The following is a 20,959-nucleotide window of genomic DNA, read 5'->3' as shown; positions in this document are numbered from 1 at the left end:
TTAATCCTGAAGCCTGATCATCAACTGAAACAACAGGACAGCAAGTTTACGAACAAATACAATCATCTACTGGCCTACCCCTCTGAATGGCTCGACAAAATTGTAAAACAGCCGGATCGTTGGTGCGATTACTATCCAAACAAAGCCCTGGTTAAGGGTTAGTCTAACGTAGAACTGAATCGATTTTTAAGTATGTATTGGGGCTTACCCTAACCGACCCAAACATATTGAACAGACAATTCAGGGTGTAAGTCTAAAGGAGCAAACACAGTGAGTATCGCTTAATAATGGTAAAACTTTATTCGGACGATGCTATAAGTATCGCCGGTATTTTTTTGAAAACGCAGGGTTCCGGTTCGGTTATTTTTAATGGCAAAACTACCGATGCTACCGCCCCCCGTGCCTTCGTCTCCGTTTAAGCGTCGGCTAACCGTCCATTTGCCCTTCACAAAAGCGCCCTCATCCATATAGGCTACATCAACGCGCGGCTGTTGCGAATCAGCTTTTATTGGTGTAAACGTCAGTTCGTAGTCTTTACCCACGGCTATGAATTCATCAGGCCCAATGCCAAACACCAGACCACCAGCCAGGGTAGCACTCGGGGCTACTGATGGCGAACCGGGAAATCGCCGGGGAACCACCAGGTCTGCTTTCACGGTATAGCCATTTAACGTAACGGTTTGCGATTTCGCCGTCGAATCAACAAAAATGCCCGCCATGGTCCCTTTGCCCTGGTGTTCCAGTATTAATGATTCCACCTGCGCTAATACCGCAAAGGTTTTAGTGAATGGGTCCTGCTCAGCCGACGTAGCATCGATACCAAAGGGTGCTACGCCGATTGCATCGTGTTGACCATAAATCCAGAATGCCAGATTGGCGGGTTCTACTCCTTGCCGTATTTCTGGAATAAACAGGGGATTACCCGAGCGATGGTACTGGTTTGCCAGCGCATATACGCCCTGTTTAGCTGCGTATACATTCGGCGTAATGAAATCAAGGGCTGGGGCATTAGCTCGCCAGATGTCCAGGGTATGGGGAACAGGTCCTCCACTGGGGTACTTGCCGGGTACGCTCATCATACCGCCTGCTTTGGGCCAGGCGTTAATAAACATCGGAATGGGGTAAGCCTCTTTTCCCGCAGCCGCCAATTGACCAATGAATTTAGTGTAGTGATAAACACTGAATAGTTCTTCGGGTAAATACGACATGACATTCGGGTTCTTTTCATCCAGCACACTTTGGCCAAATACCGCTTCCCAACTGCCCGATGTTTTGTAACCATTAACCTTCCAGATACTATCGATTTCGGGTTGCAGCTTGCCTTTATTTGCCGTAAGATAGCGCATCAGATCGGCCGGAATGCCCTCGTTATACGCTTTCGTGGCTGCTACACTCTGATCACGAGATTGATTGAACAGGCCCGGTTCATTTTCGACCTGTGCCATAATCACCGTCTGGTACTTCTCATCAATCTGCCGGATGTGCTGCATCAGCGCGTTAAACGCTTTTGCATCGGCTTTGAGGTTCGCTTCAGAAAAGACCGACAGCATTGGCAGTAGTTCGCCCTTACTAGTTATCGTTCTGGGGTATTTTGCCGTATTGGCTTTAACCCATAACGGAACGTAGGTCGAATAGGTGGTTTTAAAGGCGCCAAACCAGAGAATGCCCAGGTGCAGGTTCTGCTTTCGAGCGCCGTAAATCATACTGTCAACCAGTGCGAAGTCAAATTTCCCTTCCTCAGGTTCGATCAATTCCCAATACACGGGTGCCAGCACCGTGTTCAGGTGCTTTTTCTTAAGTTCGGCCCACACCCCGCGCATGTAAGCCGCTCCCGAAACCGTCGAGTTATGCAGTTCCCCGCCCAGTACCAGAAACGGTTTGTCGTTTACGACCAGTTGCACTGTATTGGCGCTTTTCGTCAGATGGGGAGGTTTATTGGGTTGGGCAACAATCAGAAGGCTGCTCAGCAGAAATAGAAGTAGACAGCTATAAAATCGCATAGGTAGTGAGACGTTATTAAGGTTGATACGAGGAGATAGTCCTGAACGGTGTTTGGTTTGTTGAATAATTGACGACGCAAAACCTATTAATCCGTTTCTTACCAAAGAAACTCAACGTCTTCTGATACTTAAATGCAGTTGGTAAACGGGTAGGCTATATAAGATTAAGCCAGCCTTATACCTGCTGCAGAAACCGGACAATAGCCTGTTCGCAAATTTTTTGCTGCTCGGCGCGGGAGATCGTCGGTGTATCGTCGCCCAACTGGGGCCCATAGTAGCCAAATTGCGCATGGTTTCCACCCTGAATCACAACAAACTCGGTACTGGCAGGCAGCTTACCCTTATTTTGAGTCACTTCTTTAGGACTAGCCAACCCGTCATGTGTAGCCCAGATTTTCATCACCGGTATGGTTAGGGTCGCCAGACTTATATCGCGGGGGTGCGATGTACCTATCAGAATCAATCCCGCCATTTTACCGGGAAACTCATACACATATTGAGCTGCCATTTTAGCACCCTGCGAATGACCACAGAGTACATATTGCTTTGTGGTATCAGCAAATTCGGGTAATCCATTAATCTTTTTATACCCATACGTAGCCAATCGCCAGGGCATTTTGATAATGTAGACAGCGTAGCCAGCCTCCGCCACACGACGAGCTAAGGGAGCGTACGCAGTCGGATCGACCATAGCGCCAGGAAAAAAAACAAGCACCTGCCGCTTAGCACCCTGTGGTATAAATCCCAGAAAATCATCCGTTTGCCGTACAGTGAGCATAGCGGTTGAGGTCAGAATTTCCTCATTGACGCCATGCGCCTGAAAGGATATGAAATTCCAGGCAATAAACACAAGACCGGCTCCGATCCAGATTTGGCGTGCCAATTTTCTCCACTTCATACAAGTTCAGTTAAGCTTCTAATGGAGATTTGCGGTAGTCCGATGGCGTTTTCTTCGTATGCTGCTTAAAGAAGGTGGTAAAATAAGCAGCCGAATTAAAGCCCGTCTCGGCAGCAACGTCAGCCATGGATTTGGTAGTTTCCCGCAGCAGGTATTTGGCTCGTTTCAGTCGAATTTCGTTGATATAGTCAATGACGTTCATATCCAGTTGGGCCTGTACTTTTCGATATAGCTGCACCCGAGAGATACCTATTTCACGACTCAGCTTTTCCACGCCAAAGCCAGGGTCGCTCAGATTTTGTTCAATCAGGCTGGTCAGTTGGTTTAGAAACTTCTTCTCCTCCCGATTCCCACCCGATTGAAGGACAAAATCAGAGGCAAACCGTTGCTGGCCTTTTTGCCGATTGGCCAGCAACGTACGAATAGTTTCGATCAGATAGACGGCATTGAAGGGCTTGGTCAGGTACATATCGGCCCCGGCCCGAACGCCCTCAATCAGGTTTTCCATCTGTCCATTCGCTGTTAGCAGGACAACCGGGATATGCGCCGTTCGCAGGTCAGTTTTAATACGCTGAGTCAATTGTAAGCCATCCATACCCGGCAACATCACATCGCTGACAATCAGATCTGGAATTGCCTCAAGCGTTCGCTCCCACCCTAACTCGGCTGTAGGTTCGGCAATAATATCGAACTCATTACCCAAGCGCATGGTCAAAAACGCCCGAAGATCATCGTTATCCTCGATCACGAGCACCGTCCCTGTTTGTTTAGACAATGTAAACAGAGCCGGTTGTGATATTCCCTCAACGTCCTCATTGATCGGTAAACGGGGCAATGTAGGCGTACTGGTGGTGGGTACTATCTCGTCAGGCGCTAAGTGACTGCTTCCCAGGGACAGCAAAATCGTGAACGTCGTTCCTTCACCCAACGTCGATTGCACACTGATGTCGCCCCGGTGCAGTTGAATAAATTCCATCGACAAAGCTAACCCAATCCCTTTGGCGAGGTTAAACGGCTGGCTACCACTATAAAACAGATCGAATGCATGGTCACGCTCATCGGGCGACATTCCCTGCCCATTATCCTCTATCTGAATGCGAACCTGATCCGCCAACGGCTCCAGACGAACATGGATCAAGCCACCTTTAGGAGTATATTTGAACGCATTCGACAAGAGGTTGAACAGCACCTTATCCAGCTTTTCGGCATCGAACCAAACCGGCAGATTACTCAGGCTGGTTATCAGTTGCAAGTCGATCCGTTGTTTCTCGGCCTTTCGCCGAAAGTCGTTTACAATGTCACGCACAAAGGCAACCAGGTCCTGCTCACTGGCCCGTAGATGCTGCTTTCCTACATCCGATTTACGCAGGTCAAGCATTTGATCAACCAGCCGAAGCAATCGGTATGCATTTTTCTGCACCAGCGCCAGACTGTTTTTTAACTCATAGGGCGCGACCGTTTTTTTACTGAGTAAGTCTTCCGTTGGGGTCAAAATCAGGCTCAGCGGGGTGTTGAACTCGTGGGAGATGTACGAGTAAAACCGCAGCTTTTCTTCGGTAGCTACCCTGGCCTGCTGCGATACCCGTTCGATTTCGTCTTTCTGGTCGAGAATTTCCTGGTTCTGCTTTTCAAGCGTCTGATAGGCCGTCTGTTTAGTTCGATATAAATACAACGCCCATCCGCCAAGCAGTAGCGCAGCAAGCAATATGGCCAGTATCAGATATAAGGTGTTTTTCTGCGAGGTATAGGTTTGGGTCAGTACTTCGACCCGGTGGCTCTGTCGCTCAATATCGGCCTGTTGCGACAAGAGCTTATCGCTTTGCGCCTTTAACGCGTACACGTTCGAGGCATCGACCTGAATCGAGTTTAGGATTTGCTCACGAACTACGGATTTTCCATCAAGAATTCGAACTGCCGTTTTGATCGCTTCTTCCCCACCTGTTGGGTATAAAAAGCTGGCTTTCAGAACCCCATCCGTTACAGCCTGCATGCCAGCACTGGGGCCAGGCAAGGCGTCGATACCCACAAAGGTTAGCTGTTTCTGTATCCCGGCTTTTCGGCAAACTTCGTAAGCGCCCATTGCCATCACGTCATTATGAGCAAAAAGCAGATCCACGTTTTTCAGCACGTCCAGTTCCGAAGCAATCACTCGTCGAACTGTATCGCGCTCCCATTGACCATTCAACTCGTTTACAACCTCAATAGACGGGTATTTTTTCAAAATCTCCTGTAAGCCCTTATGTCGTTCCTGAGCAGGCGACGAGCTAGGCAATCCCCACACCTCAACAATCCGTCCTTTCCCGTTTAACTGATTGGCGATAAACGTTCCGGCCATGCGACCCAGTTGCACATTATCACCACCGATATAGGCATTGTACGACTCAGAATCAATCTTGCGATCCAGCAGAATAACGGGGATACCCTGCTTAAAAACAGCTTCAATAACCTTGGTAAAGGGCTTGCTTTCGTTGGGAGAGATTATCAGCAGGTCGATACCCCGCTCCACCAGCGATTGCACCTGACTTATCTGCCGGGTTGTGCTATTGCCTGCATCTTCATAGAGCAGTGTGTAGTTCGGATGAAAGCCTAACTCACGTTTGACATCGGTCAGCATGGTTTTCCGCCACTCATCGCCCCCGGTACACTGCGAAAAACCAATGCGATAGATACGCGCTTCCGTTTTCGACTGGCACCCACTCACAAAGAGCCAGGTCACCACAACCAGTAGCCAGCTAATCAGCAGCCCCGCCGATGTACACTTGCCCGTAGCAAACGCATAACGATTGGCAGGCCACCCGGCTGAATTATGCATAAGTGAAATTTTACGGTACTGACCAAAGATAATGTATAAGGAATTGACTACAAAAGATACCAATCACCCACTGCAAATGGGGCCGCGCTTTGCCAATGATCTACTAGCTCGCCATCCGGTATTAAAATTTTTTAATGCCAGGCTATTATTTATTGTACTTTTGAAAACAGCCTTTCGCAAGCCGAATGTAACGTCCAACTCGCCAAAATACGTGTTTGCTCTACTATTCGACGCGCAAAAGCCCCCTCTTAAACCCCTCACGATAAGCACAATAACCCAATCCAGTTATGCAGCAAAAAATTCGTAGAGAAGATGCGTTGGCCTATCATGCCAAAGGGCGTCCCGGCAAACTTGAAGTTATCCCGACCAAAGAATACAGTACCCAGACCGATTTGTCGCTGGCCTATTCACCCGGTGTAGCGGAGCCTTGTCTGGCCATCGCCGAAAACCGCGAAGATGTGTATAAATACACCGCCAAGGGCAATCTGGTGGCCGTTATCAGCAATGGAACCGCCGTACTCGGTCTGGGCGACATTGGCCCCGAAGCCAGCAAACCGGTTATGGAAGGCAAAGGGTTGTTGTTTAAGATCTATGCCGACATCGACGTATTTGATATTGAGCTGGACACCAAAAACGTTGATGAGTTTGTCAGGATGGTGAAAATTCTGGAACCAACTTTTGGTGGCGTCAACCTGGAAGACATCAAAGCACCGGAGTGTTTCGCCATCGAGGAGCGGCTCAAAGCCGAACTCAATATTCCGATCATGCACGACGACCAGCACGGCACGGCCATTATTTCGGCAGCCGCCCTGCTGAATGCGTTGGAACTGGTTGGCAAAAAGATTGGCGAGGCTAAAATCCTGGTCAATGGCGCAGGAGCGTCGGCAATCTCCTGTACCAAACTATACATTGCTCTTGGCGCAAAGATCGAAAATGTGGTTATGTGCGACAGTAAGGGCGTTATCCGCGCCGACCGTACGGACCTCGACGAGCGCAAAAGTTTGTTTGCGACCACCCGCGATCTGCATACCCTCGAAGAAGCCTTTGTTGGAGCCGATGTGTTTATTGGCCTCTCGAAAGGAAATACGGTTAATCAGGATATGGTCCGCTCGATGGCTAATGATCCGATTGTGTTTGCGATGGCCAATCCTACGCCCGAAATCAGCTATGAAGATGCGCTGGCTGCCCGACCCGATGTGATCATGGCAACGGGTCGTTCGGACTACCCCAATCAGGTAAACAACGTGCTGGGCTTTCCCTACATTTTCCGGGGGGCGCTCGACGTACGGGCTACCGAAATCAACGAAGCCATGAAATTGGCTGCCGTACATGCCCTGGCCGATATGGCGAAAAAGCCCGTTCCTGACCTTGTCAACATGGCCTACGGTACCGACAACCTCATGTTCGGTCGTGAGTATATCATCCCTAAACCGGTCGATCCGCGGCTGCTCGAAACAGTGGCTCCGGCGGTAGCCAAAGCCGCCATGGAGTCAGGGGTGGCCAAAGAACCTATTGCCGATTGGGAAGCCTATGGTAGTCAACTGGCTCGACGGCTGGGTCAGGATACGCGTATTTCGCGGGTGATCAACAACAAGGCCCGTACCAATCCCAAACGGGTTGTGTTTGCCGATGCCGAAAATCTGAAGGTGCTCAAAGCGGCTCAACAGGTAAAAGATGGTGGTATTGCCCATCCGATACTATTGGGCGAAAAAGCCGTAATTGAAGAGATGATCGCGCAAAATCACCTGGATCTGAGCGATGTACCGATCATTACGCCCCGTAAGGAACAGGAACTGGTCGAACAGTTTGGCGACCTGCTCTATAAAAAACGCTTCCGAAAAGGACTCACAGCCGTTGATGCCCGCAAGCGAATGCTATCACGGACGCACTTTGGCGCCATGATGGTCGAAACCGGTCAGGCCGATGCGCTGATTTCGGGACTTACGCACAACTATCCTGACACCATTCGTCCGGCGCTGCAGGTTATTGGTAAAGAGCCGGGTGTTCGGAAAGTAGCGGGTATGTATATTCTGCTTACAAACCGTGGACCGCTATTCTTCTCCGATACGACGGTCAATATGACCCCCACGGCCGAAGAAATCGTGGAAATTACGGAGTTGACGGCGAGGGCGGTAGAGCGGTTCAACATTAAACCGCGGATTGCACTGGTTACCTATGCCAACTTCGGTAGTGCGAAGGGCGAAGATGCCGATAAGATGCAACTAGCGGCCGACATGCTACACCGCAAACATCCCGATATGGTGGTCGATGGAGCCATGCAGGCGCACCTGGCCTTCAACGTCGATTTACTACGGCAGAATTACCCGCTCAGCAAGCTAGTGGACGAAGGGGCCAACACACTGATTTTCCCCAATTTATCAGCCGCCAACATTGCCTATAACCTGATGCGCGAAGCCGCCGGGCCTCGCTCCGTCGGTTTTGATGCCATCGGCCCTATCCTGCTCGGTATGCGCAAACCCGTCTACGTGCTTCAGCTCGGTTCGTCGGAGCGGGAAATTGTCAATATGGTCGCGATTGCCGTTGTCGAAGCGCAGAGTATAAGCTAGATTGAAGCCATTTTGTGAACAAACACCCCGGAAGTCCAGCACTTTTCGGGGTGTTTGTTTAGAACAGGATACACTCAATGTGCCTTAGCTAACTCAACTAGGCTCAACAGGGTGTTTGCTACCAAGATTCAGGCTAAAAAGCTTCTTAAACCGTTCAGTCAAAGACTATTGCTTATCACTACTAGGCTCTCTAACTTATGGTCTTTCTCTAAAAACCAATTCGATCATGAAAGAATTACGCTGCAAAGATGTGGGATTCGACTGCCCTGGTATCGTAAAGGCCGATACCGAAGCCGAAGTACTTCAACTGGCCGCTCAGCATGCTCAGGAAGCACATCAGGTCACGATTACGCCCGAGATGGCAGAACAGATCAAGCCCCTAATTCACGACGCCTAACTCAGCCTGACACTTGCATCAAATTGCCGTTCAATCAAGGATTTGCGCCCTGTATTGAACGGCAATTTAGCTTGCAGCCATCTTAACAATAAACCACGTTTAGCATGCATCGTTCACTCATTTTCACTACTTTAATTGCTCTTTTCAGTCTTGCTTTCCGCCCTGCTTTCGACAACATCACTGGCACCTGGAAGCGAACCGCTATGACCCTGGTCGAAAGCTCCGGCAAGTCGACTGATATGAACAAAATGATGGAAACCAATATGCCCTGTACCAAAGAAATGACGTACACCTTCAGCGCCGATGGTTCTATGAAAACCAATGTTCCCGATGCCTGTGGAGCCTTGAAAAAAACCATTGAATCGATGAATGCCAGTGGTAAATGGACCATGAACGGCAGTAAAGTCGTGGTGACAACTACTATGAAGGAAGTTCCACCAGCGACCTACGATGTGGACGTTAAAGGGGGTACAATGACCTGGGTGTTCAACTATGCCGACAACCCTAAAATGCCGAATCCCACTAAAGCGCAACGCATGACCATCGTTTATCAACGGATTTAGCCAGCCCAATCATGAAAAAGCCCAGGGGTTGCCTCTTCAGTCTGGTGATGCTGATCCTGGTGTTACTGGGGTTAGGGACACTGACATTCTATGGCAGCAAGTTTTTCGACCGCTACCAGCGCCCCTGGGCTTATAGTACCTCTGAACCTTTGCTGGTTGGCCATTGGAAAGGACAATACGTTGACCCAGATAATATCCCCAAAACCATTGAACTGACGATATTAGATCCGGAACCCGATGAAAAGCGATGGAGTAAGGCTCTTTCCTTTCGGGGGCGTCGGAAACGCCATCGCCGGACTAGTTCTTCCCGACGCTCATTCGATGGGCAGGCAATTGTTATGAGTCGGCTAGGGCGTGAACAATACGAGGTGACTGGTAGTGTCGGCAAGGACGATTACCACCAGATCAGGCTGACATTCGATACAGAAACCAGCCGAAATTTTGACAAGCCTACTTTCTATCTTTTATTCGGGCAGGATGGTCGCTGGCACCACGACGAGCTTACCTGTAGGCTTGACTTTAGCTATCGACGGAAAGATGGAAGTAGCTATTCCAGCAGCGCCGACCCTCGTTTCAACAAACGAACACTTCTGACTCTTCACCGGGCATCTCCTGATTGAGCAAATGGTTCCCAGCCTAACAATCAGCCGTTTACACTACTCTGATCATTCATTAGCTTCACCAACAGATCAATAGAACGTAGATCGTTATGATCCGCAAACAATTAAAATTATCCACTTTTCTCTGAAATAGTTTCTATCTTACTGCCTCATACCCTATTCTCTAACCCTCTGATCTTAACCAATAACCGATGATTCAGTCTGGCTCCTCCTCTACCGTTAACAAACCAATCAGTATTATTCTTCGAGCTGGTGTAGTGGCCGGTATTTTAGATGCGCTGGCCGCCATGATTATGGTGTTGGTCCGGGGTGGAAAAGACCCACTTGTGGTCTGGAAATACGTGGCTAGTGGGGCGTTGGGCCAGGAGGCATTGACCGGAGGATCAGCAATGATCGTCCTGGGACTGGCCTTTCACTTCTTCATTGCCCTGTCGTTTGCCGCCTTATTTTACGTTATCTATCCGCAGCTACGTCGATTTATCGACAGTCAGGCGGCCATGGGCTTGCTGTATGGTATACCCATTTGGGTCATTATGAACCTGATCGTTATTCCGGCAAGCAAAATCAAAACCGCTCCCTTCGAATTATCGAAAGTTGCTATCGGCATGGGAATCCTTATGGTCTGTGTAGGACTACCCATCGCTCTGATTGTGAGCAAAAATTACGCAGACAGACGTTAGATGCTTTATAGTTTCCAGTTTATGGTATAGTGTAATCCGATATAAGTCGCTTGGTTAGACGTCACGGTCTCTTCTCTGACTACGTTAAGGCACAGTTATTTCCGAATTGGCTGCTTCTGCCAGTAGGTCAGGCTGCGCCAACCCCATTCGAGCGGTCCGAAGCGATAGAACTGTAGCCAGATAGCGCTAAAAATCAAGTTAATAACCCACACCCCGGCCACTACGTAGTACAACTGATGATACTCCAGCTTGCCGAAATAACCCAGGCCATAGCCGTTGAAGAACAGGGTACAGCAGATCGTTTGCAGGACATAATTACTAAAAGCCATCTGCCCAACATTGCCCAGGGCTTTCATCAGCCAGGGCACCAAACCCGAGCGATAAATCAATATGATCAGGCCGGCAAAGCCAATACCTACTAACCCACGTTGCAGGTCATAGCCTATGGTGGCCGAAGCCCACTGCTGGGTGTATTGTACAGGATCGGCCACTCGCTGCTGTATCAGAAATACGCCCAGCGCACTTAATGGCAAGCCAATGCCAAACCCTCCCAATAGGCTTAACCAGTAGGTTCGAGTGGTCAGTTTATTGGAAAAGAAACCCAATTTAAACAGCGCCATTCCCAGAAACATCATACACAGATTGTCCCACAGATAGAGGTAGAGATAGGTAGAGTGAAAGCGAATATTTTCGGGCTCCAATGTTTTATAGACCGTAGCGTATCCAGAACGCATCTTCTGGTTGAACTCAGCCGCTTCTTTCAGATCAGGTTTAGAGTCTTTGACAACTTTCTCCCAGCCCTCTTTATCTTTTTTCTGTTCGTCTGTCAACTTTTTATGCGCTTTCTCCAGCACCATCACCTGCTGATATTTTTCGTATTTGCTACGAAAGTCAATCTGCTGACGTTCGCGTTTTACCACATTGATAGACAGGCAGATCAGCGAGCAGATCAGTAACTGCCGAGGGGTCAATTTACGGAAAGGGAACAGAAATAAAGCGCAGATAGCATAGTCGAACAAAATGTCGCCTACCCACATGAGGACATACTCATGAATGACCCCAAACAATACCATCCATAGTAATCGACGGTACAGAAAATCGGCCGAACTTCCTGCGTTAGCCTCTTCCTTGCGACTCGTAAAGATGAGAATACCTGCGCCAAACAGCATGGAAAACAAGGCTCGCATCTTTCCTTCAAACAGAATACCAATGACAATATAGACATTATAATCGGTGCTGCCGGGCCGCAATAGGGGCTCCGTATCGAAGGTAAACGCCCGTCCGAAAAACGGAATATTCATCAACAGAATACCCAGCAGCGCCAGGCCACGCACGATGTCGATGGTTTTGATCCGCTCACTAAGCGCTACTGGTTGAATGGCAGGCTCATGATTATTAGTTTCCTGGATAGGGAGTGTAGCTGTTGACTCCATGTATGAAGATAGGTTTAGCCAGAATGACTGACAGAGGCAGGATTATAAACCACTGTAAATCAACTGGCTAAAGATAGCCGTTTTTCACTTCCACCAAGCCAGGGAAGTTCGTAAACGGTTTACCTCCGCGTAAAAGCGACCCGACGGGAGTCGAGTTTGAGGAAAATGAAGAGCAGAATGGAGAACGACCAGAGCGACGAGCCACCGTAACTGAAAAAAGGCAGCGGAATTCCGATAACCGGCATCAGGCCGATGGTCATGCCGATGTTGACCATCACATGGAAAAAGATAATTCCGGCCACACAGTAGCCGTACACCCGCGCAAACTTGGTCCGCTGTTTTTCGGCCAGAATAACGATGCGGGTCAATAAAGCAACAAATAGAGCGATAACAACCAGCGCACCAATAAACCCGTGTTCTTCGCCAATGGTACAGAAAATGAAGTCGGTGCTTTGTTCTGGTACAAAGTCAAATTTGGTTTGGGTACCCTCCAAAAACCCTTTCCCCTGAAGCCGTCCGGAACCGATAGCAATTTTGGCCTGAGTAACGTTCCAGCCTACACCTAACGGATCAATGGTGGGATCGACCAGTACTTTGACCCGGTTACGCTGGTGCTTTTGCAGCACATTGTTCACGAAGAAATCAACGCCCGTTACAAAGATCATCATGCCAATACCCACAACCCCTATGGCCAGTAGGTTAGTAACCGTCCGGTTGTAGCGCGGCATAATCAGAATAATCAATACAGCCAATACGCCAATGCCAATAAAGATATAAAGCTTCGGAAATACCAGTGACAGAACGAACAAAGCCGCTGCGCTTAAACCCAGGGCCGGCATCCAGCCGGGTAGGCCTTCCCGATACAGCATGATAGCAAAGGAGGCAAACACAAGCGTTGAACCCGTTTCGTTGGAGGCAATAATCAGCAAACAGGGCAGTATAATGATCCCCGCCACATAGAGCAGGTCCTTCTGTTTGGTCAGGTTGATCCCCGGCACATCGAGGTATTTTGCCAGCGCCAGAGCCGTTGCCACTTTTGCGAATTCGGCTGGCTGGATAGATACGGCCCCGAACTTAAACCACGATCGAGAGCCGTTGATGTTACTTCCGGCAACAAGCACCAGAATCAACATCAGGATCATAAACCCGTAAAAGACAAAGGCAAACGTATCGAAAAACGTATGATTGACAACCAGGATACAGATAATCAGAATCGCCGTTGTCCCGATCCACATCAATTGCTTACCGGCATTGGTCGACATGTCGAATGGGCTCGTATGTAGTTCAGGCGTATAAACAGCAGCATATACGTTGAGCCACCCCAGCGTTACAAGGCATAAATAGAGCAGCAATGCAAGCCAGTCAATATTTTGTGAAAAGGGGTCGTTTTGGCGAGCCAATGTTAATTCTATTTAGAAGTATATTGTTTTTTGTCTCGAGTCGGTGGATGCCCTTTGTAAACCCAGTTAAGTTAATTTCCCGACGTTCCAGAAACAGTAACGGCTTTCGGTTTGGTCGCCGTCATCATGGGTTTCGGGGTCGATGGTTTCTGCGTCGTGTCTTTATCCTTCTTTGGAGTGACAGGCTTTTTGGCATCAAACAGGAATTGGGCGGGTGGCATGTAATTCGATGCTTTCACCTGCGCATCCAGTACAGTAGCTTCTGTCTTGCGCTTCAGGTACCGTTCGGCGACCAGAGCGGCTACTGAGGCTGCCGCTTTTCCACCCCAACCAGCATTTTCAACAAACACGGCCACCGCAATTTTAGGATCGTTCATGGGTGCGAAACCAATAAAGATCGAGTGGTCGTATTTATGGCCAAACTTGGCATTCTGGGCAGTTCCGGTTTTGCCGCATAGATCAATCCCGGCAATATTCGCCAACGGCGTTACGGTACCATGTGCTACGGCTCCACGCATCCCGTCGATAACCGGCAGATAATACTTGTAATCAATGTCGGTCTGATGTTTTATGCTGTACTCAGCCGGAACGCCCACCCCTACTTTACCAAAGCCTTTTATGTAATGCGGTGTAACATACCACCCCCGGTTAGCAATGGTAGCGGCCAGGTTAACCAACTTCATGGGGGTAATCAACAATTCGCCTTCGCCAATACTGAGTGAGTACACGTTCGAAAACTTCCACCGTAATGCGCCCCGGTACGCCTTGTCGTAGTATTCGGGTGTGGGCAGATTCCCCTTTCGTTCGAACGGTAAGTCAACACCTAACCGATCGGCAATACCAAATTTTTCGACCATATCGTGCCATTCCCGCAACCCAATAGCCGACGACTTAAAGATATTATGCTCTCCGTTATGGTAAATAAATTTCCGAAATACGTTGTAGAAATAGGGGTTACAGGAGTTCTGCACCGCGCCCCGCAGGTTGTTTCCTCCCCGACAGTGGCACCGCATCGGCGAACCACCGTGCCCATACACCGTATTCGGGAAAAGCGTCCCCTGTTGCTGGGCAATCAGTGCCTGAATCAGTTTAAACGTCGAGCCTGGTCGGTAGCTAGCCGTAGCCGGACGGTTAATCAGCGGTTTATAGGGATTCTTGAGCAACGCCCGGTAATTCTTCGAAAAGAACCGACTCGATAGCATGTTTGGGTCGTAGGTCGGCGCCGATACTGATACCAGAATTTCGCCCGTAGAGGGTTCTACTGCCAGCACAGCCCCCACTTTATTCTGCATGAGGCTATCTGCATATTTCTGCACCTCGACATCAATGCCTGTGATCAGATTTTGACCAGCTACAGCTAATGTATCGAATTCACCATTTTTCCAGGAGCCTTTGTTCACTCCATGGACATTCTGCATCATGAATTTCACCCCACGCTTACCCCGCAACTGCTCTTCATACTGTTCTTCCAGTCCATTGTGACCAATGTAATCCCCCTGTCGATAGTAGACAATATCCTGGTTATCGAGTTGCTTTTTGCTGATTTCGCTTACGTACCCCAGCGCATTGGATAACGTATGAGCGGGGTATGTACGCATGGAACTGATTACCGGCTCAAAGCCCCGATAATCGACCAGCGCATCCTGAATACGGGCAAAATCTTCTTTAGAAAGCTGTCGGAGAAACAGCGACGGCTTCACGCGGGAATAGTTGACAGCCAGCCCCATGATACTGTCAAACTCAGGACGGGTAATATCCATCATTCGGCAGAATGCAGTCGTGTCGGGGATACGAACCTGTTTGGGGGTAACGTATAAATCGTAAACGGGTGTATTGTAAACGATTAACTGATTATTTCGGTCATAAATCTGCCCTCTGTAGGGAATTTCGACCACCCGTTTAATGGAGTTCTTCGATGCGCCCAGCGAATAGGTATCGTCCAGAACCTGTAAATAAAACAACCGGGTCAGATAAATAAGACCCACTAAGCAAAAGAGGCCTATAATGACCCACCTCCGATTCTCTAACATGAGAATATACTCCGTTCAATCAAGCTATGTACTCTACACAAATTTAATGATGAATTATGAATTATAAATGAGGAATTTATCGCCACAGCAGAAATCATTTATCATTCATAATTCATCATTAATTTTCACCATCCCTTAGCAAACGTACGAATCCGGCAGAGATACATATCAGCAGTGATATAAAGTGTGGTGCCATCGTCTCCCCAGGCACAGTTGGCGGTATCGGCTCCGACTTTGATGTGTCCCAGCAGATCGTAGGGACCAGTTCCCTGTGTGGGAGCCATGACGAGTACGCCTTTACCACCCGTTACCCACAGATTGCCATCACGGTCTACCTTCATGCCATCGAAGCCACCTTCCAGGCCCTGCTTCTTCATCTGCTCCGGGCCAAATACGATCCGGCCTTTCCCAACCGACCCATCGGCTTGAATGGGGTATGCCATCACCACAGGCCGCATCGGGTCTGATTGGGCTACATACAGGATTTTCTCATCGGGCGAAAGAGCAATACCATTGGGTCGGCTCAAATCGCTCACCACAATCGACACCTGTCCGGGTACACCAGCCCGCTCTGGTGCGATTCGGTATACGCCAAAACCATCCGTTTCGCGCGTGGGATCCTTCTCTTTTTTAGGCATTCCATAGGGTGGGTCGGTGAAATAATAGCTGCCATTGGAGTGAGCCACCACATCGTTCGGGCTATTGAACCGCTTCCCATTATAATTGTCCGCCAACGTACGCTTTCCGCCCGGACTGTTCAGGGGCATGGCCGTTACGCGCCGATCGCCATGTTCACAGAAAATCAGACGCCCCTGTTTGTCGATGGTGAGTCCATTGGAACCCGGTTCGTCGCCATAGGGAGCGATACCTGTATAGCCCGATGGTTTCATGAATGGGGTTACTCCCTCTTTATCGGTCCATTTGAAGATGGTATTCTGGGGAACATCTGAAAAGAGCAGAAAAGCCTCGCTTTTAACCCAGATAGGCCCTTCAGTCCAGACAAATCCGCTGGCCAATACCTCTATTTTGGCTTCGGCTGGAATCAGTTTATCCAGTCGTTGATCGGTTTTTATAATTTGTCCGATAGATGGGAAAGGAGCAATTTGTCCCATGGCCGTGCCCAGTGCCGCCAACAGCCAGCCGGATACAAGTAAAACGGTTTTTTTCATAGGTAGTGTCAGGAATTTAGGCCAATTCAATTTAGGAAATCAGGCGTTTACATGAGGAAAAGCGTGTAGCTAGCTGCTTATAATGTTCTTACAAACTATACAAATGGACAAATCTATAAAAACCCAACCCACTACTGTCGATGAGTACATTGCGGCTCAACCCGAATCAACCCAGGCTACTCTGCAACAAATTCGGCAGATCATCCGACAGGCTGCACCCGATGCCGAAGAACTGATTAGCTATCAGATGCCCGGTTATCGATCGGACGGTAAATTGATCTGGTTTGCAGCCGCGAAAAATCATTATGGTCTGTATATAGTACCGGCTATTCTGAATCAGTTCAAAGATCGGCTTAGCGCCTATACTATGACCAAATCGGCCGTTCATATCCCGCTCGATGCGCCTATATCAGCCGATCTGCTCACCGAGATTGTCCAGTATGGTGTTCAGAAGAACCAGGAGCAGAAACTGATTAAAGAACAGGCTAAAAAACGATAATATGGAACGAGAATTATCCCTGCGTATCGTTTTGGTAAAGCCGCCTGCTGGCGTTGATTTTGGTTTACAGCAAGGCAGTGGCCACCATTACCTAACCATTCAGAGACAGCGATCGAACAGCCAGGATCTGGCATTCTCATTTACCGTCCGAGTTAAAGGCGATGCAGCTACTAACCCAGCTCCTACACTACTCGGCCCGTTTGTACAAGGTCCTCCAGCGGGACGCTTTGTTTATCTGGATATTGGCACCGCTGCCGGTCAGTTCGATTCAGTATGGAGCCGACGTTTGAAAATCCCTCTGACGATTACCTGGGATCTTATTGAGCAATTTTCGCGAAACCCCAATCAGATTCTTGAAGCGCAGGTACCCGGAACCGGTAAGGATGGCACACCCACCTGCGGCACCGTAAAACCATTTGCAGGCTGGCACCTAAACAGCGATCACTGAACCAGATAAACTATCCTGCGATTGATTCGATCCAATAGAGATAATAATCTATTTGCCCCTTCTTTAATATTCGCTTATTTTTAAAAAAATTTAGTTATCCCCTCTCTTAATCGTACATGAAAAACAATAAACGGACGAATTCGTCGGACAACGATGCGCAGTCGTCACGGCGGTCGTTTCTGAAGACGCTGGGTCTGGCAGGTACAGCGGCTGCGGCTGCTCCAGCGGCATTAGCCGAGACAACCTCATCCAGTGCTATTGCAGCTCCCCAGTATCTGAACCTGGTCCAGAGTCACAGCAGTACAGCCGCTAACGACAAAGTACGTATTGCCCTCATCGGTACGGGTGGCATGGGTATGGGCGATACACAAACAGCCCTGATGGTTAATGGTGTTGAAATGGTGGCAGCCTGTGACCTCTACGACGGTCGACTACGGCGGGCTAAAGAGCTATGGGGCGAAAACCTTGCCGTAACCAAAGATTATCGCCAGATTCTGGAACGCACTGACGTTGACGCTATTATCAACGGTACAACCGACCACTGGCACGAAAAAATCTCATCCGATGCCATGCGCAAAGGCAAACACGTGTACTGCGAGAAGCCGATGGTGCAGAAGTTCGAAGATGGGCATACGCTGATCAAAGTTGCCAAAGAAACGGGAAAAGTGTTTCAGGTAGGCAGTCAGTTTGCCAGTTCGTTGCTCATTGCCAAAGCGCGTGAGTTGCTAAAAGCGGGTGACATCGGTGAACTGGTCTTTGTTGAAGCTATTTACGACCGCCATAGCGCGCAGGGTGCGTGGCAATACTCGATTCCCCCCGATGCGTCGCCCCAAACAGTCGATTGGGACACGTATCTGGGTAGCGCGCCCAAACGGGCCTGGGACCCGCTCCGTTTTTTCCGCTGGCGTAACTATGTCGATTACGGTACGGGAATCGCGGGTGATTTGTATGTTCACCTGCTGACATCGCTGCACTGCATTACCGGCTCCAAAGGTCCGACGCGGGTGTACTCCACGGGTGGCACACGCTACTGGAAAGACGGACGCGACGTTCCTGATATTCAGTTGAGTATCTACGATTACCCAAAAACTGCCGAGCACCCTGAATTTAATCTGACTACCCGCTCGAATTTTGAAGATGGTGGTGGTGGTAACTATCTGGTTCGACTAGTAGGTACTGAAGGCGATCTGTCACTTGGGTTCGACAGCCTGACGGTTCACCGGAACAAATTCCCCAAAGAACCCGGTATGTCGATCGACAATTTCCCGAAAGACCAGAAGGAGCTATACATTGCCGAATACAACAAACTGTATCCGCAAAAGCCCGAACTGGTTGGTCCGAAGGAGTTTAAATACGCATTCCCGAAAGAATACAAAGGCGATCGCTACGAGCACTTCGTAAATTTCTTCAACTCGATCCGAACGGGGGCTCCGAACGTAGAAGACGCCACCTTTGGGTTACGGGCCTGCGGTCCAACTCAGTGTGGCAATATGAGCTACTACCAAAAGAAAATCGTTAGCTGGGACCCAATCAACATGAAAATCAACGGGGCAGTTTAACAATTATTCTATCTGTAGAAATGCGATAAATCCCTTTAGTAGAGGGATTTATCGCATTTTCTTTTTAGATAGGCCAGCATAGACTTAGCTATGTAGAAAATTCGCTAAAAATGCCTTCATTTCAATTACGGCAAAACGTATTATCACCATATATTTATAGACAATACAACCATTCATCAAAATATACTTTCTTAACTTACATGAATAGATTTACAAAAACACTCATAGCTGTGTGCCTGATCCCAAGCCTGCTATGGGCGCAGGGAAAAGGCCAAAAAGCGGTTGATGGTAAACTGGAATCGCTTAAACAGGAAGCCATTAAAGCCGTTGAGCAGCGTAAAGACCAGGCTCAGCAAATCAACGACATGCTGTTCAGTTTTGCCGAACTGGGTTTTCAGGAAGAAGAATCGTTTAAGTACCTGACCGGCATTCTTGAAAAAGAAGGCTTTACCATTCAGAAGGGCATAGCCGGTATGCCTACAGCCTGGATTGCAACCTGGGGCTCGGGTAAACCCGTAATTGCCATCGGCTCCGATGTCGACTGTATTCCAAAAGCCAGCCAAAAACCCGGTGTCGCTTACAAAGACCCAATTGTAGAAGGCGCTCCTGGTCATGGTGAAGGGCACAACTCGGGCCAGGCGCTGAATATTGTGGCCGCCTTGACGGTGAAGCAGTTGATGGAAAAGAATAAGCTATTGGGTACGCTGATGCTCTGGCCAGGCGTAGCGGAAGAGTTGTTGGGGGCCAAAGCTTTCTACGTTCGCGATGGGTATTTCAAGGATGTAGACGCCTGTATTTTCACCCACGTAGGCGACAACCTCAGCGTGGCCTGGGGCGACATCGGCTACAATGGCATGGTCTCGGTGAAGTTTTCGTTTGAAGGCCAGGCGGCTCATGCAGCGGGAGCTCCCTGGCGCGGTCGAAGTGCGCTCGATGCCGTTGAACTGATGAACATCGGCTGGAATTTCCGTCGCGAACATCTTGAGATAACCCAACGCTCGCATTATGTGATTTCAGACGGTGGCGATCAACCCAATGTGGTTCCGTCAAAAGCGTCGGTCTGGTATTACTTCCGTGAGCGTTCTTACCCCAAAATCAAAGCCTTGTTTGAAAAAGGCATTAAAATGGCCGAAGGAGCCGCTTTGATGACTGATACCAAGTTCACCTATGAAATTCTTGGGGCGGCCTGACCAGGGCATTTCAACAAGCCCATCGCTATAGATATGTACCAGAATATCAAACGCATTGGCCTGCCAACCTGGTCACCTGTGCTGGCAAAAGCAACGCAAAAAGAGCTACAATCGCCCAATCTGGCTGGCCTAGACACGAAGCTCGATACTTTGGGCACACCCATCGCCAGTGCGCCAACGGTGATGATGGGCGGGCAAAACATGGTACCCCTAACCGGCGGTTCCGACGATATTTCCGATATATCCTGGTCGGTTCCAACGGTTGTACTGGTTTACCCATCCAATATTCCGGGATTGCCAGGTCACCACTGGTCGAACGCTATTTCGATGGCTACACCGATTGCCCATAAGGGTGTAGTTTCTGGGGCAAAAGTAGAAGCTATGACCTTGCTGGATATGATCTTAAAACCCGAACTCATCCAGCAGGCAAAAGCCTACTATACGAACGATCAAACGAAAGAAACGAAATACGAACCCCTGATTTCGTCGAAAGAAATGCCGGCTATCTACCTGAACAAGAAGATTATGGCCGACTTCAAGCCCAAACTGGAAAAGTTCTACTACGACCCTACGAAGTATAAAACCTACCTGGAGCAACTGGGCATCAAATACCCGACCCTTCGCGACGACCAACGGGCTGCTCTGGGGAAGTAGTTGACTGGTTAATTAGTTGATTGGTGTAGTGCCATTCAAC

General features: G+C 49.0%; 15 protein-coding genes and 1 pseudogene. 9 read left to right on the top strand and 7 right to left on the bottom strand.

Going from position 1 to position 20,959, the window contains the following annotated elements; all coding sequences use genetic code 11:
* Positions 1-281: 281 nt before the first annotated feature.
* From ACYVFD_RS10365 to ACYVFD_RS10355, 3 genes are all read right to left on the bottom strand, one after another.
* On the bottom strand, positions 282-2,000 hold the full coding sequence (locus tag ACYVFD_RS10365; RefSeq protein WP_461089915.1) for a GH35 family beta-galactosidase: 1,719 nt from the start codon (positions 1,998-2,000) through the stop codon (positions 282-284).
* Between the two features lie 175 nt (positions 2,001-2,175).
* Positions 2,176-2,898 carry an alpha/beta hydrolase gene (locus ACYVFD_RS10360; protein WP_461089913.1) on the bottom strand — a complete coding sequence of 241 codons (723 nt, stop codon included), beginning with the start codon at positions 2,896-2,898 and terminating at the stop codon, positions 2,176-2,178.
* Between the two features lie 10 nt (positions 2,899-2,908).
* Positions 2,909-5,710, bottom strand: coding sequence for a hybrid sensor histidine kinase/response regulator transcription factor (locus ACYVFD_RS10355; protein ID WP_461089911.1), 2,802 nt, complete (start codon positions 5,708-5,710; stop codon positions 2,909-2,911).
* 287 nt (positions 5,711-5,997) lie between these two features.
* On the opposite strand from ACYVFD_RS10355, the gene ACYVFD_RS10350 reads away from it, so the two are divergent.
* The 5 genes from ACYVFD_RS10350 (at position 5,998) to ACYVFD_RS10330 (ending at position 10,537) form a co-directional block, all read left to right on the top strand.
* Positions 5,998-8,277, top strand: a complete 2,280-nt coding sequence (locus tag ACYVFD_RS10350; protein WP_461089910.1) for an NADP-dependent malic enzyme — start codon at positions 5,998-6,000, stop codon at positions 8,275-8,277.
* A 226-nt stretch (positions 8,278-8,503) separates the two neighbouring features.
* A complete protein-coding gene (locus tag ACYVFD_RS10345; RefSeq protein WP_461089909.1) occupies positions 8,504-8,674 on the top strand; it encodes a DUF1059 domain-containing protein in 171 nt (56 codons plus the stop codon).
* A gap of 104 nt (positions 8,675-8,778) precedes the next feature.
* Positions 8,779-9,237 carry a lipocalin-like domain-containing protein gene (locus tag ACYVFD_RS10340; protein WP_461089908.1) on the top strand — a complete coding sequence of 153 codons (459 nt, stop codon included), beginning with the start codon at positions 8,779-8,781 and terminating at the stop codon, positions 9,235-9,237.
* Between the two features lie 11 nt (positions 9,238-9,248).
* The gene (locus ACYVFD_RS10335; protein ID WP_461089907.1) at positions 9,249-9,857 is read left to right on the top strand and encodes a hypothetical protein; all 609 of its coding nucleotides are present in this window, start codon (positions 9,249-9,251) and stop codon (positions 9,855-9,857) included.
* 191 nt (positions 9,858-10,048) lie between these two features.
* On the top strand, positions 10,049-10,537 hold the full coding sequence (locus tag ACYVFD_RS10330; protein ID WP_461089906.1) for a hypothetical protein: 489 nt from the start codon (positions 10,049-10,051) through the stop codon (positions 10,535-10,537).
* 95 nt (positions 10,538-10,632) lie between these two features.
* Here the strand turns inward: ACYVFD_RS10330 and ACYVFD_RS10325 are convergent, their stop codons facing one another.
* From ACYVFD_RS10325 to ACYVFD_RS10310, 4 genes are all read right to left on the bottom strand, one after another.
* Positions 10,633-11,970 (bottom strand): DUF418 domain-containing protein, encoded by a 1,338-nt coding sequence (locus ACYVFD_RS10325; RefSeq protein WP_461089904.1) that lies wholly within the window; start codon positions 11,968-11,970, stop codon positions 10,633-10,635.
* A gap of 119 nt (positions 11,971-12,089) precedes the next feature.
* Complete coding sequence (gene rodA / locus ACYVFD_RS10320) at positions 12,090-13,370, bottom strand: rod shape-determining protein RodA (RefSeq protein WP_461089903.1); 1,281 nt, start codon at positions 13,368-13,370, stop codon at positions 12,090-12,092.
* Between the two features lie 71 nt (positions 13,371-13,441).
* Positions 13,442-15,400, bottom strand: coding sequence for a peptidoglycan D,D-transpeptidase FtsI family protein (locus tag ACYVFD_RS10315; RefSeq protein ID WP_461089902.1), 1,959 nt, complete (start codon positions 15,398-15,400; stop codon positions 13,442-13,444).
* A 125-nt stretch (positions 15,401-15,525) separates the two neighbouring features.
* Positions 15,526-16,569, bottom strand: coding sequence for an SMP-30/gluconolactonase/LRE family protein (locus ACYVFD_RS10310; RefSeq protein WP_461089901.1), 1,044 nt, complete (start codon positions 16,567-16,569; stop codon positions 15,526-15,528).
* Positions 16,570-16,672: 103 nt separating this feature from the next.
* Here ACYVFD_RS10310 and ACYVFD_RS10305 point away from each other — a divergent pair, with 103 nt between their 5' ends.
* The 4 genes and pseudogenes from ACYVFD_RS10305 to ACYVFD_RS10290 all read left to right on the top strand — a co-directional run bounded on the left by ACYVFD_RS10305 (position 16,673) and on the right by ACYVFD_RS10290 (position 20,919).
* Entirely contained in the window at positions 16,673-17,068 is a 396-nt protein-coding gene (locus ACYVFD_RS10305) for an iron chaperone (protein ID WP_461089900.1), read from the top strand.
* 1 nt (position 17,069) lies between these two features.
* On the top strand, positions 17,070-17,516 hold the full coding sequence (locus ACYVFD_RS10300) for a DUF5990 family protein (RefSeq protein WP_461089899.1): 447 nt from the start codon (positions 17,070-17,072) through the stop codon (positions 17,514-17,516).
* 116 nt (positions 17,517-17,632) lie between these two features.
* On the top strand, positions 17,633-19,075 hold the full coding sequence (locus ACYVFD_RS10295) for a Gfo/Idh/MocA family protein (protein WP_461089898.1): 1,443 nt from the start codon (positions 17,633-17,635) through the stop codon (positions 19,073-19,075).
* A gap of 200 nt (positions 19,076-19,275) precedes the next feature.
* A pseudogene (locus ACYVFD_RS10290) lies at positions 19,276-20,919 on the top strand (amidohydrolase).
* Positions 20,920-20,959: the final 40 nt, after the last annotated feature.

The sequence above is a fragment of the Spirosoma gilvum genome, from assembly GCF_054776815.1.
The sequence above is the reverse complement of the archived record's forward strand: the minus strand, read 5'-3'. Positions and strand labels throughout refer to the sequence as shown.